This is a genomic window from Methanosarcina acetivorans C2A (assembly GCF_000007345.1).
GTDB lineage: Archaea > Halobacteriota > Methanosarcinia > Methanosarcinales > Methanosarcinaceae > Methanosarcina > Methanosarcina acetivorans.
In genome coordinates this window covers 779769-796824 of record NC_003552.1, presented here as the reverse complement: position 1 = coordinate 796824, position 17056 = coordinate 779769, and the positions used below count along the sequence as shown (strand labels likewise).

Annotated in this window: 18 protein-coding genes; 7 read left to right on the top strand and 11 right to left on the bottom strand. The window is 46.0% G+C overall.

From position 1 onward, the window contains the following. Position 1: 1 nt before the first annotated feature. The 3 genes from MA_RS03570 (at position 2) to MA_RS03560 (ending at position 2047) form a co-directional block, all read left to right on the top strand. Entirely contained in the window at positions 2–292 is a 291-nt protein-coding gene (locus MA_RS03570) for a DUF424 domain-containing protein (RefSeq protein ID WP_011020725.1), read from the top strand. Between the two features lie 137 nt (positions 293–429). After that, a complete protein-coding gene (locus tag MA_RS03565; protein WP_048066125.1) occupies positions 430–1053 on the top strand; it encodes a hypothetical protein in 624 nt (207 codons plus the stop codon). A 31-nt stretch (positions 1054–1084) separates the two neighbouring features. Next, entirely contained in the window at positions 1085–2047 is a 963-nt protein-coding gene (locus MA_RS03560) for a coiled-coil protein (RefSeq protein WP_011020723.1), read from the top strand. Positions 2048–2635: 588 nt separating this feature from the next. Here the strand turns inward: MA_RS03560 and MA_RS03555 are convergent. The 5 genes from MA_RS03555 to MA_RS03535 all read right to left on the bottom strand — a co-directional run bounded on the left by MA_RS03555 (position 2636) and on the right by MA_RS03535 (position 9060). Continuing rightward, positions 2636–3259, bottom strand: coding sequence for an S-layer protein domain-containing protein (locus tag MA_RS03555; RefSeq protein WP_048064946.1), 624 nt, complete (start codon positions 3257–3259; stop codon positions 2636–2638). Then, a complete protein-coding gene (locus MA_RS03550; protein WP_011020721.1) occupies positions 3243–4220 on the bottom strand; it encodes a biotin--[acetyl-CoA-carboxylase] ligase in 978 nt (325 codons plus the stop codon). Before MA_RS03550 ends, MA_RS03555 begins: the two co-directional genes overlap by 17 nt. A gap of 117 nt (positions 4221–4337) precedes the next feature. Next, positions 4338–5819 carry an acetyl-CoA carboxylase biotin carboxylase subunit gene (locus tag MA_RS03545; protein ID WP_011020720.1) on the bottom strand — a complete coding sequence of 494 codons (1482 nt, stop codon included), beginning with the start codon at positions 5817–5819 and terminating at the stop codon, positions 4338–4340. 22 nt (positions 5820–5841) lie between these two features. Further along, on the bottom strand, positions 5842–7560 hold the full coding sequence (gene oadA / locus MA_RS03540; protein WP_011020719.1) for a sodium-extruding oxaloacetate decarboxylase subunit alpha: 1719 nt from the start codon (positions 7558–7560) through the stop codon (positions 5842–5844). Positions 7561–8088: 528 nt separating this feature from the next. Beyond that, on the bottom strand, positions 8089–9060 hold the full coding sequence (locus MA_RS03535) for a class I SAM-dependent methyltransferase (protein WP_011020718.1): 972 nt from the start codon (positions 9058–9060) through the stop codon (positions 8089–8091). Positions 9061–9374: 314 nt separating this feature from the next. Between MA_RS03535 and MA_RS03530 the strand changes: the two genes are divergently transcribed. After that, positions 9375–9596: a histone family protein gene (locus MA_RS03530; protein WP_226990742.1), complete on the top strand. Its 222-nt coding sequence runs from the start codon at positions 9375–9377 to the stop codon at positions 9594–9596. A 135-nt stretch (positions 9597–9731) separates the two neighbouring features. Here the strand turns inward: MA_RS03530 and MA_RS03525 are convergent, their stop codons facing one another. From MA_RS03525 to MA_RS03515, 3 genes are all read right to left on the bottom strand, one after another. Then, on the bottom strand, positions 9732–9995 hold the full coding sequence (locus tag MA_RS03525; protein ID WP_011020716.1) for a 4Fe-4S binding protein: 264 nt from the start codon (positions 9993–9995) through the stop codon (positions 9732–9734). A gap of 178 nt (positions 9996–10173) precedes the next feature. Beyond that, positions 10174–10686: a COG2426 family protein gene (locus tag MA_RS03520; RefSeq protein ID WP_048064945.1), complete on the bottom strand. Its 513-nt coding sequence runs from the start codon at positions 10684–10686 to the stop codon at positions 10174–10176. A 132-nt stretch (positions 10687–10818) separates the two neighbouring features. After that, complete coding sequence (locus MA_RS03515) at positions 10819–11823, bottom strand: replication factor C small subunit (protein ID WP_048064944.1); 1005 nt, start codon at positions 11821–11823, stop codon at positions 10819–10821. A gap of 232 nt (positions 11824–12055) precedes the next feature. Between MA_RS03515 and MA_RS03510 the strand changes: the two genes are divergently transcribed. From MA_RS03510 to MA_RS03500, 3 genes are all read left to right on the top strand, one after another. Then, positions 12056–12889: a hypothetical protein gene (locus MA_RS03510; RefSeq protein ID WP_048064943.1), complete on the top strand. Its 834-nt coding sequence runs from the start codon at positions 12056–12058 to the stop codon at positions 12887–12889. Between the two features lie 470 nt (positions 12890–13359). Continuing rightward, positions 13360–14412, top strand: a complete 1053-nt coding sequence (locus MA_RS03505; RefSeq protein WP_048064942.1) for an epoxyqueuosine reductase — start codon at positions 13360–13362, stop codon at positions 14410–14412. A 172-nt stretch (positions 14413–14584) separates the two neighbouring features. After that, the gene (locus tag MA_RS03500) at positions 14585–15082 is read left to right on the top strand and encodes a DUF2284 domain-containing protein (RefSeq protein WP_011020713.1); all 498 of its coding nucleotides are present in this window, start codon (positions 14585–14587) and stop codon (positions 15080–15082) included. Positions 15083–15292: 210 nt separating this feature from the next. Here MA_RS03500 and MA_RS03495 read toward each other — a convergent pair whose 3' ends face one another. The 3 genes from MA_RS03495 to rnfA are packed head-to-tail and all read right to left on the bottom strand — an operon-like array spanning position 15293 to position 17055. After that, positions 15293–15628, bottom strand: a complete 336-nt coding sequence (locus MA_RS03495; RefSeq protein WP_011020712.1) for a DUF4870 domain-containing protein — start codon at positions 15626–15628, stop codon at positions 15293–15295. 49 nt (positions 15629–15677) lie between these two features. Then, positions 15678–16463 carry a Fe-S cluster domain-containing protein gene (locus MA_RS03490; RefSeq protein WP_342636699.1) on the bottom strand — a complete coding sequence of 262 codons (786 nt, stop codon included), beginning with the start codon at positions 16461–16463 and terminating at the stop codon, positions 15678–15680. A 1-nt stretch (position 16464) separates the two neighbouring features. After that, entirely contained in the window at positions 16465–17055 is a 591-nt protein-coding gene (gene rnfA, locus MA_RS03485; protein ID WP_048064941.1) for an Rnf electron transport complex subunit RnfA, read from the bottom strand. Position 17056 lies beyond the last annotated feature (1 nt).

Below are 17056 nucleotides of genomic sequence, written 5' to 3'. Positions count from 1 at the left end.
TATGTATCTAAAAATCTATAAAAATGGAGGGCACGTGCTTGTTGCGGCCTGTGATAAGGAAGTGCTCGGAAAAGCCCTGAAACATGGCAACAGCGTCGTAGAGATCAACGAGGCTTTCTACGGAGAGGAGCTCGCCTCCGAAGAAGAGCTTCAGAAGGCCCTGGAAGAAGCTACGACTGCAAATCTTTTCGGGGAAAAAACAATCAAATGTGCCATAAAGTGCGGGCTTATCGATCCTGACTCCGTAATCGTGATCGACTGCGTACCACATGCCCAGGCATTCAGAGTTTGAAAAAACTCCTGTTTAACGCTGAATTGTGTTAACGGCAAATGGTATATGGCAATTCCCGGCTTAAATTTCCGGGCTGGCTCTCCGGGAGCCGGATAAAAATAAAATATATAAAAATAAAATTGCAAAATCGTGATACTGTGAGCGGAAATATCGAAGAAGCCGGGGTCAGAATGCTGACAGAAGAGGAACTGATTTCCGGGGTTGTGGAAAAACACAGAAGGTTTCTGGAAGAATACCGAAAGGAGTTTGAAGAACTGGACAGCAAGATAAACCAGTTTGAAGAAGACGCAAAAAATGCCAGAATCTCCAGAACCCAGATGGCGGAGCGCAAAGAGGTCCTGAAGGAAAAACGCCAGCAATACTACCATCAGGTAGAAGGCCTGCTCGAAAAGGAGCTGTTTCCGAAGCTGGATCCGATAACTGCCGATAAAATAATGGAAGACATTAAAAAACTCAAAGGACAGATCGAGTCCGACGAGGAACAGAAACTTATAGACTCTTTTATGGAGAACCTGCAGGAACGCATCAGGGAAAAGGAAGTCGGAGAAAGTCTTCTCCAGCAAACCAAAGCCAGGGTGGAAGAAGCCAGGAACTCGAATCTTGAGTTAAAAGAGATAACAGAGTCTGAAAAACAACTTGAAGAGGATAACGGAAGCAAGAACAGTGAAATTTCCAAAAACAAACCCCAGCACAAATGGCTCAGCAGCAAAATAAAAAGCCACGAAGAAGCCTTGAGTTACTGGGAAAAACAAAAAACATAACAATTTTCGGAAAACACGTGGGTGGTAGGACATGAACAACGACGTTTCAACAGCAGAAACTGCAACGGCTGACCTTTCAAACCTTAATGAACGGGAGCTCAAGGGCAAGGTAAACGAGCTCAGGAGCAGGATAGAGAAAAGCGAAAGGCAATTGGCTTCGATTTTCAAGGAACTGAAAATAAACAGGACCGATATCGACGAATTGAAGGAAAAGAGAGACGCTCTAAACCAGCAGGTAAAAGAAAGGGTTGCAAAAGCGCAGTCACTTAGAGACCAACGGGACGAAATTAATAAGCAGATTGGCGAGTACAAGGAGAAAAGGAGCGACGTAAATTCCAAAACTCAGGAACTTTTTTCAGGAATTGCGGATCTTAAGGAAAAGCGTGACGAGTGCAACAAACTCTCTCACGGGAGCGTAGAATCCCTTTCAAGAGCGTATGAAGCCGAACGGGAAGCTTTTTTAAATAAAGACCTTCCCCTTGCAGTAGAAATCAAGATACTCCAGAAGTTAAAAGACCTGAGCCAGCGCCTTGAAGCTGCAAAGAAGGCAAACGAATTGCATGCACAGATTCAGGAGAGCTATAAAGAATCCAAAGGGATTCATAAAGAAGGGGACGAATTCCACGAAAAAATTCAGAAACTTTCGGATGAGTCTCAGGCGTGCCACCTGGAAATGCTCGAAAACTTCAAAGCGGCAGACGAGATCCGAAAAGAAGCAAATATGTACCATGCTCAGCTCACGGATAAGATTGCAAACATAAATTCCATTAAAGAAAAAATAGATCCCCTCAAGAACAGCATCGCAGGCAATAGAAAAGAACTCTCGTTATACCTTGACAGGCTGAAAGACCTTCAACTAACGAAAGATGAGCACAAAGTAAACCAGAAACACAGTGATGCCCGCGAAAAGCTGCAGAAAAATGCCCGCCTCAGCCTGGAAGACCTCAAGCTCCTTATAGAGAAAGGCGATGTGAAGTTCTCTTCAAACGACTGAGAAGGCAGAAGAAGAAAAAGTAATAAATCAGCGGCAGAAAACCGGTATTAAAAAAAATCTATCTCAGATTCACCTTTTACCTGGGAACTCTGGTTCAAGACTTCAGTTCCCACTTTTAAAACCAACTTCTATTAGACAAATAGTTTTGACTTTCAAACCAGCCTCTACCTGTTAAATCAGACGCTTATTTTTAAGACGCTTATTTTTAAGACGTTTATTTTTAAAACAAATTATTCCGCAGACCCTGATTAATTGTTTGATCTATTTCCAGGGCCTAGAAAATAATTTTTCTTTTTTCTCTCTACTCTGCCCCGTGGGCATGACGGCCTGTCAGTCAGAGAGATAGATGCTTTTTAAGCCCGGAAACCATATTTCGGACAACACAAGATAGCGAAGATGATTTACGAGTCAGAAATATCTGTGATTTTGTTCTTTTTAGCCTTCTGGAACGAAACTGATCATAGAAACCAAGAAAGTTAGTCCTCTTGAACGAGCGGAGCGAGTGAAAAGGACCTCGTGCTCCCGAAGCGAAACTCGGGAAGCGAAACTCGGGAAGCGAAACTCGGGAAGCGAAACTCGGAAAGAAGATCACTTTTCCTTATGTCTTCCCGAGAAAATACCGGTTACCAGAAAAACAGCTCCGATACTCAGAAGAAAAAGGGGCATATCAAAACCCTTTACCTGGTGTTCTTCAGGTACAGGAGATACAGAAGAGTTGTTCTCAGAGCTGTTAACAGGGGCAATCTGCTGGCTCTGGGGCATGGGAAGTTTGGGATTAAGGTGCTGATACACCGGAGAAAACCTTACCAGTACTCCATCTGTCCCGCCATAGATAGTATCCACTGTGAGGTTTAGAATCTCCGTAGTGTTATTCGAATATACAAAAGTGTCGCCCTCACCGACAATAGCGTCTTCCAGGAAAACCCCGTCTCTGCTGAGTTCGATCCAGATCCTGCTGCCCTCGGTATCAGCACCTTTTACGTAAATTCGATACTCTTGCAAGAAATCATGGAAGTCTCCGGACTGCACATAAATTTCATCACCATCGACCAGCACAATGGGAAGTTTTTCCTCTTCTGCACAACCCGGGACAGAAAGGACTGAAAATAAGAGAACCGAAAAGAAGAATAAGACCAGAAAGGAGAAAAAAAATGCAGGCAGGACACCTGTTCCTTTCCTGCTTTTTCTTTCATGTTTATTTGGGACGAGCATAAATGCATCTACCTGCAATAATTTCTTCCTTAGTATCATCGGATTTCCTGATTATAAGAGCTCCGTCCGGAGTTACTCCAACAGCTTTGCCTTCTATAATCCTTGAAGGGGTGGTTACCTTCACCTCCCTACCTATGGTATCCGAGAGAGCAAGCCAGTCATTGAGGATCTGGGAAAAGGGCTGGGTCTTGAACCTTATGTACTGCTGCTCAAGTTCAAAGAGTAAATCCTGCAGGAACGAAACCCTCCTGATATGCTTCCCAGTCTCGACTTTCAGCGTGGTCGAGCCTGCGCGGAAAGACTCGGGAATATCCTTTAACTCCATGTTTACATTGATTCCTATCCCGAGAATGACATAGTCCACCCGGTCCACTTCAGCTTTTGCTTCGGTAAGAATCCCGCAGACTTTCTTCCCATTGATACGGACATCATTTGGCCACTTAATGCGGGCATCAAGCCCCATATCGCGGATTACATTTGCAACTGCAAGCCCGGCTACAAGGGTCAGCCTTGAGGCATGCCTGAGAGGAATCCCAGGTTTCAGGATCACGGACATCCATATCCCGCCGTGAGGTGAGATCCATTCCCTGCCCATGCGGCCTCTTCCCACTTTTTGTACCTCAGCTATAACAAGAGATCCTTCTTCTTCGGAAGCTGCAATTTCTTTAGCAACACTGTTAGTGGAGCTAACTTCTTCGAAGTAATGGATCTTCTGTCCCAGAAGAGTGGTTTTGAGCCCCATCTGGATCTCATCAGGGTACAGGAGTTGAGGCACGGATTTCAGGACGTAGCCTCTCTTGGGGGAAGATTCGATTTCATATCCGTCGGCCTGGAGGGATTTAATATATTTCCATACCATTGTCCTGGAAATCCCAAGCTTGAGCCCCAGGTCTTCCCCAGAAACAGGGGTCTTCTGTGCATCCTTAAGTGCCTTTATAATTCGAGATCTTTTATCTCCCATCCGTGCACCCCATACAAATGTATACGTTCCACCGTATATATTGTCTTAGTCCAGACATATGTTCATACCAAACAATCAGGAAATCTCTTTTTAATGATTTCCAAAGAGTAAACGGGATCACCGCTGTGTTTTCTGTGCCATGTTAACATAGGCATGTACGGCAGCCGTGATCGCTGCGACCTTTTTATCCTTTGCCTCCAGAGCCGAAGCCAGAGTAGCCCCTTTTTCACTGTCAGCCTTAACGACATCTTCCACAGCCTCAAGGATATCCTGCTCTTCGATAAATCCGGTTGTCAGGTCTCCCCTGCGGAATGCCGGGTTCCTCATGACAGCTTTATGGAAGGGGATATTGGTTTTTACTCCTACGACCACATATTCGTAAAGAGCCCTTTCCATCCTGGCAATGGCATCCTCTCTTTTTCTTGACCAGACGCAGAGCTTGGAAATCATGGAGTCGTAATATGGAGAGATTGTATACCCGGTGTGCACACCACTGTCCACCCTTACTCCGGGCCCTCCCGCCGAACGGTACCTCCGGATCTTTCCCGGAGATGGGGCAAAGTCGTTTAAGGGATCTTCAGCATTGATTCTGCATTCGATTGCATGCCCATCAATAACTATATCTTCCTGATCAAACTCGAGCTTCTCACCCCAGGCAATACTGAGCTGTTCCCTCACAATATCAATCCCTGTGATCATTTCGGTGATTCCGTGCTCCACCTGCAGACGGGTATTGACTTCAAGGAAATAGAAATTGCCTTTAGAGTAGAGGAACTCAACGGTTCCTGCATTTATGTAACCGATAGCTTTTGCAACCTTTACGGCAGCTTCTCCCATCTGCTTCCTGAGTTCGGGAGTCATGATAGGGGAAGGAGCCTCTTCGATCAGCTTCTGGTGCCTCCTCTGGATAGAACATTCCCTGTCCGAGAGATAAACGGTATTCCCAGAAGCGTCAGCAAGGATCTGGATCTCTATGTGCCTGGGTTCTTCCACGTATTTTTCAATAAACACCGAAGAATCTCCGAAAGCCGAACCTGCCATCTGCTGCGTGGAACTCAGGGAAGTGGAAAGTTCTTCTATGGAATGCACGACTTTCATCCCTATCCCGCCGCCGCCCGCAGATGCCTTGATAAGGACGGGATAACCTATTTTCTCAGCGATTTCAAGAGCTTCGTTTACGTCCTCAACTGCATCTTTTGTGCCCGGAACTACGGGAACCCCGGCCTTCATCATCAGATTTCTTGCCCTGATTTTACTTCCCATTTCAGCAATCACATGACTCGGAGGCCCGATGAAGATGATACCCTCTTCCTCGCAACGTTTTGCAAAGGCAGGATTTTCAGAAAGAAAACCATAGCCTGGATGGATTGCCTCGGATCCGGTATTTTTTGCAACTGCAATGATAGCTTCCATGTTCAGGTAACTCTGGCTGGAAGGGGCGGGGCCTATCAGATAGGCCTCATCGGCATACTTGGCAAAGAGGGCATTTTTATCAGCCTCCGAACAGACAGCGACTGTGGAAATTCCGAGCTCTCTGCAGGCACGCATGACCCTGATTGCAATTTCACCGCGATTTGCAACTAGTACTTTTTTGAACATAATACCTTCCACCTTGCTCAATTCACTCTATTGACAGGATAATGTCCCCGGGAGCAACCGTATCTCCCTCAGCAACAAAGATTTCCTTAACAGCGCCTGAGCAGTGAGCATGGACCGTGTTTTCCATTTTCATGGCTTCGATGACTGCAACGGTATCTCCTTCTTTTACGACATCTTCCACCTTTACCTTCAGGGAAAGTACCATACCCTGCATCGAGCTGCAAACGCCGCCTTTAATGGATTCGGCGCTAGGCTTTTTAGGGGCGGCCTCGGAAATGGAAACGCCGCCAAAAGGCTCGATTTTGACCTCATAGACCTCGTCGTCCACCTCGACCTTGAAGTGAGTAGGGATTTTGTACTCCGGGAGAGCTGCAGGAGCGGGAGGAATAACTGCCAGGGCCTCTTCTTCCATTTCCCCTTTCAGAAACTTGGGAGCAATTGCCGGGTAAAGAATGTAGGTAAGGACATCTTCTTCGGATTTTGCAATGCCCATTTCCTCTGCTTCTTTTTTCCTCTTCTCATACTCAGGCTTGAGAAGGTCGGCAGGACGGCAATGAATCGGTTCTTCGTCCCCGATGATCTTTCCTATGATCTCAGGGCTTATCGGGGCAGGAGAGCGCCCGTATAGTCCGCGTACGTAGTCCTTTACCTCTTTGGGAATGACCTTGTAGCGTTCTCCCATAAGCACGTTGAGCACAGCCTGTGTTCCTACAATCTGGCTTGTAGGAGTAACGAGAGGCGGATACCCGAGTTCTTCTCTGACCTTTGGCATCTCTTCAAGTACAGCTCCATATTTGTCAAGGGCGTTTTGCTCTTTTAACTGAGAAACAAGATTTGAGAGCATACCTCCGGGAATCTGGTAAATGAGGACATTGGTGTCGATCTGTTCGGAAATAGGGTCCAGGATCCCGCTGTACTTCTCCTTCAGATCTTTGAAATACCTGACAGCCTCTTCAAAGGCTCCAAGGTCAAGCCCTGTATCATACGGGGTCCCCTGGAGAGCTGCAACAACGGTCTCGGTAGGAGGCTGGGAGGTTCCCCAGGCAAGGGGAGAAAGAGCCGTATCCAGAACATCTACTCCAACAGCACAGGCTGCCATATAACTCATCGGGGCCATTCCCGAAGTGCAGTGGCAGTGGAGAGAAATGGGGATTGATATTTCTTTTTTCATGGCACTGATAATCTGGGTAGCTTCATGGGGAGAGAGAAGACCTGCCATGTCCTTGATGCAGAGAGAGTCACATTCCAGCTCTTCAAGCTGTTTTGCAAGCTCCACATATTTTTCTACGGTATGTACCGGGCTTATGGTATAGCAGACCGTACCCTGGACATGAGCTCCCAGGCCTTTTGCTACCTTGATTGAAAGTTCCATGTTCCGGACATCATTAACTGCATCAAAAATTCGGAAAATATCAATGCCGTTTTCATAGGCTTTGGTGACGAACTTTTCAACAACGTCATCCGAATAGTGCCTGTACCCTACAAGGTTCTGGCCCCGGAGCAGCATCTGGGCATATGTATTGTTCATCTTTTTCTTGAGGTCCCTGAGGCGCTGCCAGGGGTCTTCGTTAAGGTAGCGAATAGAGCTGTCAAAGGTAGCACCTCCCCACATCTCGAGGGAAAAATACCCAATCTGGTCCAGTTGTTCAGCCACTTCGAGCATATCCCTCGTCCGCATCCTGGTTGCCAGGAGAGACTGGTGTGCATCCCGGAGGACGGTTTCAGTAATTTTTACGCGCATGGATGAGCCTCTTAAATCGGATCAAAAAACAGAGGTTATTTGAATATACTCAAAGCTACTTTTCCAGAGTGACTAATTCAGAGCTTCGAGTATGGGAACCTGTTTTTTGACGCGGTTTCTGTCAAAGCATTATTAGTCTCCTGATCGCGGTTAATTGCAGCAGCCTGCAATTTGTCTGGAGATGGGGGTTTAATTCGGCGTAGATAACCGAATCTCCGGTACCGCATGATGTCTCAGGAGAGGATTAATATGATACACACGCAAAACACAACGTGTCCTGCATCGATTAGAATATTTTAATTAATACCATTGTTAACAAGTAAATACTTTTCGCTGCCGTTAACATTAGGGACTTCTCTTTCCCAAAAGAAGCTCCCGGGCCAGAAAAATAATCAGAACACAATAGTAAAGAACTTCTGAACTGAGGGAAAAAGAAAGAAAAAGAGAGCTGAAAGAAAAGAAAGAGAAAATTAAACAAAAGAAAAAGAGAATTAAACGAAAGAAAGAGGAAATTAAACAAAAGAAAGCTCATTTTCGGGGAAACATATTTTTTTGCTTTCGCCCTACAAAGATCCATTGGTCATAAGTACCTTCCGAATCCGTGTTGTCTACAATCTCTCCCTCGACCCCTGCCTTAAGGAGGGTATCGGCAAGAATTTCAATCTCGGGTTTGCTGCTTACGGAAAAGAGCAGGACAGCCTCGTCAGCTGCAACCGCAACCGCCTCTCTCATAATGCCGGTCCAGAGCCCTTTGTTAAATTCGTAGACAAGCCCCAGCATGAAACCCATTACCGCGTCAAAACTGCCCGGCTCAAAGTATTTTGAAATGGCTGTTGCATCCATAATCACTGTCCTTTGAGGGTTCAGAACCTGCTGCTCAAGTCCCTGGCAGACAGTACACTTATTGATTTCTACTGCCAGAGGGTTCAGCCCGAGCCTGTAAAGGGCAAGCGTGGACATTCCGTTCCCACAGCAAACCTCAAGGAGCCTGCCTTCAGGGTAATAGCCTTTTTTTCGGAGAAGCTCAAAAATTTCCGTGACCCTTTTTACACGATTTTCTGAAAAAACACTTTTGTAGGACTCAGATTTGACCGAACAGCCAGGACAGAGGTTCCGGCTGACAAGCATCAAGGAGTAATATTCGTTTATTGCGTCCCGCCAGATTTCGGAAGAAAGTTCGACTTCCTTTTCAGGGGGATTTGAAGCAAGAATAGAGTCTGCAAGGGCTTCAAAACTGGCCTTTGGAGGAGCTGACGCAAGGGCTCCGGTAAATACTGACCAGAAATCCACAGGAACTTCTTCATCGGCAGGATTGAAAAACAGCAATCCCATCGTGTGTCCCTTCTCTCTGACCCTTATAAGCCGAATGCTTCCCGCGCCCGGAAAGTTTCGGACCCTGTTAAGGTACTGGAGCGTAAGCTCAGGAGTCCTCTGAGCAGTGTAACTTTCTTCTACAAGGTAGATCTCTTCATCTATGCCAAGGAGTTCCTGTAAGAGCATGCTGGACTAGATTCGAATAATCCAATATCAAGATTTCGAAAAAGAGGGGGAGAATAAAATGAGAGGAATTAAATAAAAGTTTATAGAAATAAAAGAGCAAGAGATTTCCAGAAATTCACGGATATTAGAAAATCCTTATAAAAATAATAAGAAACAAAAAAAGAGATAAATAGGCTTTACAAAGTAAATAAAGGGGAGAAAAAGGGTTAAAACCTGAATAAGAAGTAAAGAAAACTCCGATATAAGCAAAAGTATTTATAGAATCCGATTACAAAATCAGAGGTTAGAAGGAATTTATATTAACAAAAAGAAGCTTGGAGGATAATATGGCAAAAGTTATACCATTTGCACCAATCGAACGCCTGATAAGGACGGCTGGTGCCCACAGAGTAAGTGAGAGTGCAGGAATGGCCCTTACGGAGATTCTGGAAGAATATGGACTTCAGATTTCAAAAGAAGCTATAAAACTTGCAGAGCATGCAGGCAGAAAAACCGTAAAGGCTGAAGATATAAAACTGGCAAAAGAAATGCTATAATTTAAAGCGGTATCCCTGAAGAATGTGGAAAAAAGGGTTCCTGGTTTTCTGAAATCCCGGTTCAGGAATAAGAACCTCGCTGAAAGGGGTAAAAACGAAATGCTGAAAAACAGCATTTCCTATTTTTACCAAAGATTAAGCGGTTGCAGTTTCAAGCTCAACCAGAGTAAGGGATTCCACGGGGCAAATCTTTGAGCAGGCTCCGCAACGGATGCAGACATCGTCACTGATGATTGCCACTCCGTCGATGATCCGGATTGCGAGTTCGGCAGTCTCGGGGTCAAAATCATCTTTTTTCATTAATTTTGCATTCACAGGGCAGACGGAATAGCATATCCCGCACCCAATACACTTTTCGGACTGAACTATTTTTTTGTTTTTCTTATCTGCCTTTACCATTGAAAATCACCTCGAAAAACTCAAGAGAATTGCCATACAACGGAAAATATACCGTGTAAGAAGCTATGGAAGCAGGAGTGACTGCAAATATAAAGAGAAATTTATATTTGTTCTGTTTATGAATGATATATTTGATATTTTTAAGGTATATGAAGATTTCGAAGAGCTTGACCCCAGGTCAAACTCCGAAAATAAGGTCGGCAAGGTTCATGCCCGTCATTGTGATTACAGTTACAACGACTCCTGCTATCATTACCCCTGCAGTGATTGCCGGGAACGAATGCCGGAATTTGATCCCGAACACAAAAGCGGCTGCACAGCCTGTCCAGGCCCCTGTAACTGGCAGCGGCACGGCAACGAAGAGGGTCAGGGCAAGGAGCCCGTATTTTTCAAAGTTTTCAGTGTGCTTTCGCCGGGTTCTTGCAAAGAGCCAGGTGAAAAAAACATCGAAGATATGGTATCGCCTCAGGTACCCGGAGACCGGCTCGAGGTAAAGCAGAAGGGGGACCACAGGAATAAGGTTTCCAAGTACCGAAAAGAAATAAGCCTCAAAAGGTCTCATCTCGTAAATGCCTATGGCAACGGGGATTGCCCCCCTCAGTTCGGAGATCGGAAGAGCCCCTATGACCATTACTGCGAGCCAGTGGGGCACGGACCCCAGCATATCTACCAGTAAATTTTCAACAGACATAATGATCAGGAGTAATAACTATAAATCTTTTAACAGAAAAAGGCTTGCTTAGGTCTGCCTTTTCCACTTTCATTTCAGAGATCTGTATGTGGAGCCTGTAACAAAACCGTTTTTTCAGGAATACCGGAAACCTCAGTTTTCTCTTGAAAGAGCAAAATGTGCGAGCAGGGCTTCCAGCTGGATTTTCTCGCTGGCTCCTTCGGTCAGTCTGAAATCGGTTTCCCCGATAACATCCACAAGGGCGACAATATCTCTCTCCGTTAGCCCGAGATCCAGAACCATAAGGTTATCCATTTCGGAAACCACCCTGTAGATCTGGCCCACAATGTCTTCTCCTGAAAGCCCTTCTTCATAGAGCAGCCTGTTAAGCTCTTTTCGGGCAATCCTGAAGTTTCCGCGCAGGGCAGTCTCAATAAGGTTCTTAATCTCCTCAGGGTTCGCAGTTGCAGTGGTCCTGTAGATGGTTTCCCTGGAAATAGATTTGTCCGTATCAATGAAGGCAGCCGCTTGAAGAGAATTGACAGCTTTTCGCATGTCTCCCTGAGCTACGTAAATAAGAGCTTCATACCCGCCTTCGGTAATGGACAGACCCTGGTCTCCTGCAATGTATTCAAGACGTTCTTTGATGGCTTCGTCTGAAAGCCGCCTGAACCTGTAAACAGCACACCTGGACTGAATGGGCTCAATGATCTTGGAGGAGTAATTGCATGAGAGGATAAAACGACAGTTGCTGCTGAACCGTTCCATGGTCCTGCGGAGTGCGGACTGTGCATCCGCTGTTAGAGCATCGGCTTCATCAAGAAAAATGATCTTGAACGGAGCTCCGCCTATAGGAGCGGTTTTTGCAAAGTTTTTAATTTTGTTTCTGACGATATCAATGCCCCTTTCATCGGAAGCATTAAGTTCGGTAAAGTTTTCCCTCCATAGATCTTCCCCGAAAATCTCCCTTGCAATCGAAACTGCAGAGGCTGTTTTTCCGACACCCGGAGGCCCGGAAAAGAGGAGGTGAGGAAGATTTTTAGTTGCCACGTAAGACTTCAGGCGTTCGATTGTTTCGTCCTGTCCTGCCACCTGGTTCAGCCTGACAGGCCTGTATTTTTCAATCCAGATCTCTTCTTTAATCTTAGAGTCCTCCATTAATGCTTGCACCTTAATTAGAGAAGATAATATTTAAACTTTCGAATGTTTGCGATATTTAAGGCATACCGACTGCATTTCGAAACAGGAAAGCTTCGATTGTGAAATAAGGTGGACGAAAATAGATAAGAAGGTAAGTATGAAGGAATATAAGGATTTGAAACAAAAAGTTTCGAACTTAAGAGAAAACGAAAGTTGAAGAAAATCTGTTAAATTGATAAGGAGAGGAGAGATGAAAATAAAAGTACTGATAACGGTTTTGCTTGCCCTTACCCTTATAACCTTCGGAGCCGGATGCGTGTCGGATTCAGGAGGGGAAGACAACCCTGCAACGGAAGAGGGGACTGGAGATGGAATCGAAGAAGCGGAAGCAGGAGAAGAGGTAAACGAAGTGAGTTTTTCCGGAAATGAAAGCGAGTTAATGACCGCTGAATTCGATGCCCTGATGCAGAAAGCAAACTCAAATTATGTTAAAGCTCTGGTTTCAACCAGCAAGAAAGATTATAGCGCTTCTTCAGAAGCCCTTTCCGGCCTTGTGGAAGACCTTACCGCAGTAAGTGAAGGATATACTGAAAAACCTCCTGCGATCTACGCATCCGATGAACAATGGCCTGAAACCATTGATAAAGCCCTTGCAATTGCAGTAGATTCACAGGAAAAATTGCTGGAGAATGACATCGATGCCGCACATACCGCCCTTGAACCCGTGAGGGACCTTTTCTTTGAACTACATGCAAGAAACGGGATCGACCTGATGGGAGACCGCATGACTGAATTCCACACCACAATGGAAATTGCAATTGAAGATGCAAATGAAAATAATACTACCGCAGTTGCGGCCCATATCCCCGAACTTGAGGAAGAATGGGAAAGCGTAAGCAACGCCGAACCGCCCGCCAGCGCGGACGAAAACTACGAAGCCAGCCTGCATGCCGTAGAGCTGAAGATAACCGAGCTCGAGAGCGCTTCAAACCTCAATGATACCGAAGAAACGATAAAGGTAGCAGAAGAGTTAAGACAGGCGTTTGCGCAGGTTTTTGCCAAATATGGAGTTGTGATTGCATAAAACCCCAGTTGAGCCACCCGAATTGTGCCTCGGGATCACATAAAATCGGAGATTTCATGGGAATTGCGATATAATCGCAACAGTACGCGGTCTGTTTCGGCAGAGTTGCGGCTCGGTAGTGCGCGGTCTGTTTCGGCAGAGTTGCGACTCTGCAGTACGCGGTCTGTTTCGGCAGAGTTGCGACTCTGCAGTACGCGGTCTGTTTCGCTTCGCTCAAGCAGACTATTTATGAGAAGAAGTGATCTGAGCTCAAGCGGACTAACTTTTCTTTTATTTTCATATTTATTATTACATTTTTTATCCTGGGGCTTCTAAATTCGGAAAACCATTTTCATACAGGCTGCTTAAGACAAAAGGTCACTGGACTATACCTGAAGGCTCAAAGTCATTCCAGTGCCGATCAAGTAGATAAAAGTGACCTTACATAAACTAATCTGGAAATTAATCTTTTTTGTGTGGAGGACTGGAAAATGAGCGAATTGACCGAAGAACTTAAAGAGATGGCTCTAACTCTTGGAGCTTTCAAAGTGGGAATTGCAACAACTGAAACGCTTGCGGGTGGGCCTCCATCTGCCGACCTGACATATGTACTTCCAGAGGCAAAATCGGCTGTCTGTTTTGCCCTGGCTTTTGACCAGAATCTTATTGACCCGTACTTTAGAAAAGAAGACCATGAATCCCTTGAAACAAATAAGGTACGGATCACCACTCTTGCTAACGGGATCGCCCTTGAAATGGCAGGGTTCCTGCAGCAGTACGGATACAAAGCTGTCCCTCAATCCGCAAATTTCGTTTACCGAATGGATACCGAAAACTGGAAGCTGGACATGCATCCCCCTATTTCCCATAGGTATCTGGCCGTCCGCTCAGGGATAGGGCACTTCGGATACTCGGGAAACATTATCACAAAAGAATACGGATCGGCAATTGTCCTGGCTTCGGTCGTTACGGACGCGGAATTAGTCCCGACAGATCCCCTTCCGGAAGAAGAAAACTACTGTGACGAATGCAAACTCTGTCTTTCAGTCTGCTCCTCCGGATACGTAGATCCTGTTGAGAAGGTCACCGTAACCCTCGGAGGAAAAGAGTTTAGCTATGGCAAACGAAGAAGCAATAGCCGTTGCTTCCTTGTCTGCGGAGGGCTCACAGGTCTGAATGCTTCCGGGAAATGGTCAACCTGGTCTCCGGCGCGCTTTGAGATCCCGGAAAAAGACAAAGATTTCATTGCTGCATTGCCCGGTACAATAGAAGCTTACCTTGGAAGGCCGAAGATAAAAGGCGGATTTTTTATATGCCTGATTCCAGGGTCCAGAATGGAATATACCTGCTCCAACTGCCATTTCGTCTGCCATCCTGACAAAGGGATCCGAAAAGCAAGATACAGGATGCTCACAGAAAGCGGCGTGGTCATACAGGAACCCGATGGAACCCGCAGGGCGGTCTCGCCTGAAGAAGCAAAAGAATATCTCAAATCCATGTCCCAGGAAAGGAGAAAACTTTACGAGTCGGTTTCAGAGGAATAAATAAGCAGAAGATTGCAAATGTTTTCTTTTTTTCACATTACTATCTTAAATAAGGGATAAGAGGAATCTATGAGAGTATAAAAGAGTAAGAAGATTAAGTGTAAAAGGATTTGGAGTAAGAGGGATTTTACTGCCCGAAAATGTACAGATTTTAATTGAAAAGGCTTCAAGTATGGGGCTTACAGCTTTCCCGCTCGAATCAGGGGATCTTGTGGTGGAGAACCGGACAGCCCTGAAGTGTGCCCATGGCTGCCGGAACTATGGAGAGAGGCTTAGCTGCCCTCCCCACATTCATTCCATAGAAGAGTTCAGGAAGATCCTTTCGGAATACAGCGATGTGCTTCTCCTTGTGGAAGAACACGATACTGCAGATGTGCAGGATGTCCTCGAAGCCTGGGGAAAATTCCAGAAAGAGTCCTTTCGTAAGATGTTTGAGCTGGAACAGGAAGCTTTCAGGAAAGGTTTTATCTATGCCCACCTGCTCCGACCCGGCCCCTGTAGTGAATGCAAGAAATGTAATCTTGAAAAGTGCGTAAAACCCGAGATCAGACGTTTTCCCCCGGAAGCCGTGGGAGTAAATCTGCAGAAAGTTCTGGAAAAGGCAGGTATCAAGCTTGAGTTTTGCAAACCCGATAAAACGGTATGTGTGGGAATTCTCCTTGCAGGATAAAAAACTGAATGATCGGCCCTACTAGGGACTGAGACCAGTAAAGAATCAAAAAAGAGAGGGGTCCAAAAGCAGAGAACTCTCAAAAAAGAAAACAAACCAGAATGAGAAGAAATTAAAAAACATAAAAAGAGTCCAAAAATAAAAGGTTGAATTGCCCTTTTTGAGGACAATCCGGTTTTTCAGGTTGTTTTTTAGGTTAAATCTGTTTGCTTATTCACCATAGGCAAAATTGTAGGCAATATTTCCTATGATAGGGATTTTGAACTTTGAGCCCCTGAAGGCCATGTACATAGGAATCAGGATAAGCAGCATAGCTGTCATGCCTGCACCATCTGCAATGAACCAGCCGATTGTTGGGATCCATGCCACCAGGAAGATGAAGAGGGCGATCGGCATGAAAAGCAGGACAGACTGCATGGCGTGGAAGCGGACGAACTTGTTCTTGCGCTCAAGGAGCAGGAAGAACAGACCTGAGAGCCAGCCTACAGGGTAACAAAGAGCTGCCACGATATTTTCAGACAAGCCAAGGGAAGTATTGTAAGACATATTTTCTACCTCTCAATTTCGGTTCAAGGTCAAAAAAACGAGCCCGGAATTACCGGAGCTCGATTGCCTTCTGCGGGCAGATTGCTACACAGGCTCCGCATGCTGTACACTTTTCCTGGTCAATTTCAGCCAGGAATTCGGTGACCCTTATAGCCCCTGCGGGACATTCTTTTTCACACTTCTTACAGCCGATACATCCGACCTCGCAGACAGCCTTAACGTCCTTACCCTTGTCATGGGAACGGCAGAGCACATGTACTTTCTCCGAGTCCCTGGCAAAGGTGAGCACTCCGTTCGGGCAGGCTGCAATACAGTTACCACAGCTTGTACAGAGGGCTTTGTTCACAACAGGGAAGCCGTCTTCTCCCATTGAGAGAGCCCCGAACTGACAGGCCTGGACACATGTCCCCAGACCGAGGCAGCCGTATGTACAGCCTTTCCTTGAATCGCAGAGCATCAGGGCAACTTTACAGTTTTCCACTCCATGATAGTCGTAAAGAGTGGTACAGTGCTGATTACCGCCCTGACAGCGGACAAATGGAAATTCCTTTTCGCTTTCCGTAACTTCCTGGCCAAGAAGAGCACCGATCTGCTTTGCAACCTCAAAACCGCCTACAGGGCAACTGTTTACAGGAGCACCCTGTTCAACGATTGCTTCAGCGCATGCTGCACAACCTGCAAATCCGCAACCTCCACAGTTTGCCCCTGGCAAAAGGGAAGCAACATCATCAATAAGGGGATTTGAATCGATCTTAAAGACCTTGGAAGCAATGACCAGCATTACCCCAACTGCAAACCCCAGACCCGCAAGTACGGCTATAGAGTTTATGAGCACACTACTCAAGCGGAATCACCCCGAAGAAGTTCACGAAAGACATTGACATAATAGTCGCAATGAAGAAGGCGTATGTTACACCCCTTCCTACGGACTTCGGCACTTCTACCAGGTCGCTCCTTTCCCTTATTGCAGCCATCATCAGCATAGCAACCGTATAGCCAAGCCCTGCGGCAACTCCGAAGACAACGCTCTGAGCGAGATCGTAATCGTTCATGACATTGAGGAGCACAGCCCCGAGCACCGCACAGTTGGTGGTAATCAGAGGCAGGTAGATCCCGAGGGAACGGTAGAGGGCAGGCACATGTTTCCTGACGATAAACTCTACAAGCTGCACAAGTGCTGCGATAACCACGATGAAAGCGATAGTCCGCAGGAACTCCAGCTTGAGGGGTACTAAAATGAAATTATACAGAGCAAAGGATACGGTTGCTGCCATCGCCATGACGAAGACTACAGCGCCCGACATCCCTGAAGCACTTTTCAAGTCCTTGGTCACGCCCACAAAAGAACATAGACCCAGGAACTGAATGAGAAGAAAGTTCTTGATGAACACTCCTTCAAGAAAGATTGTAAATAGAGATTCTGCCATT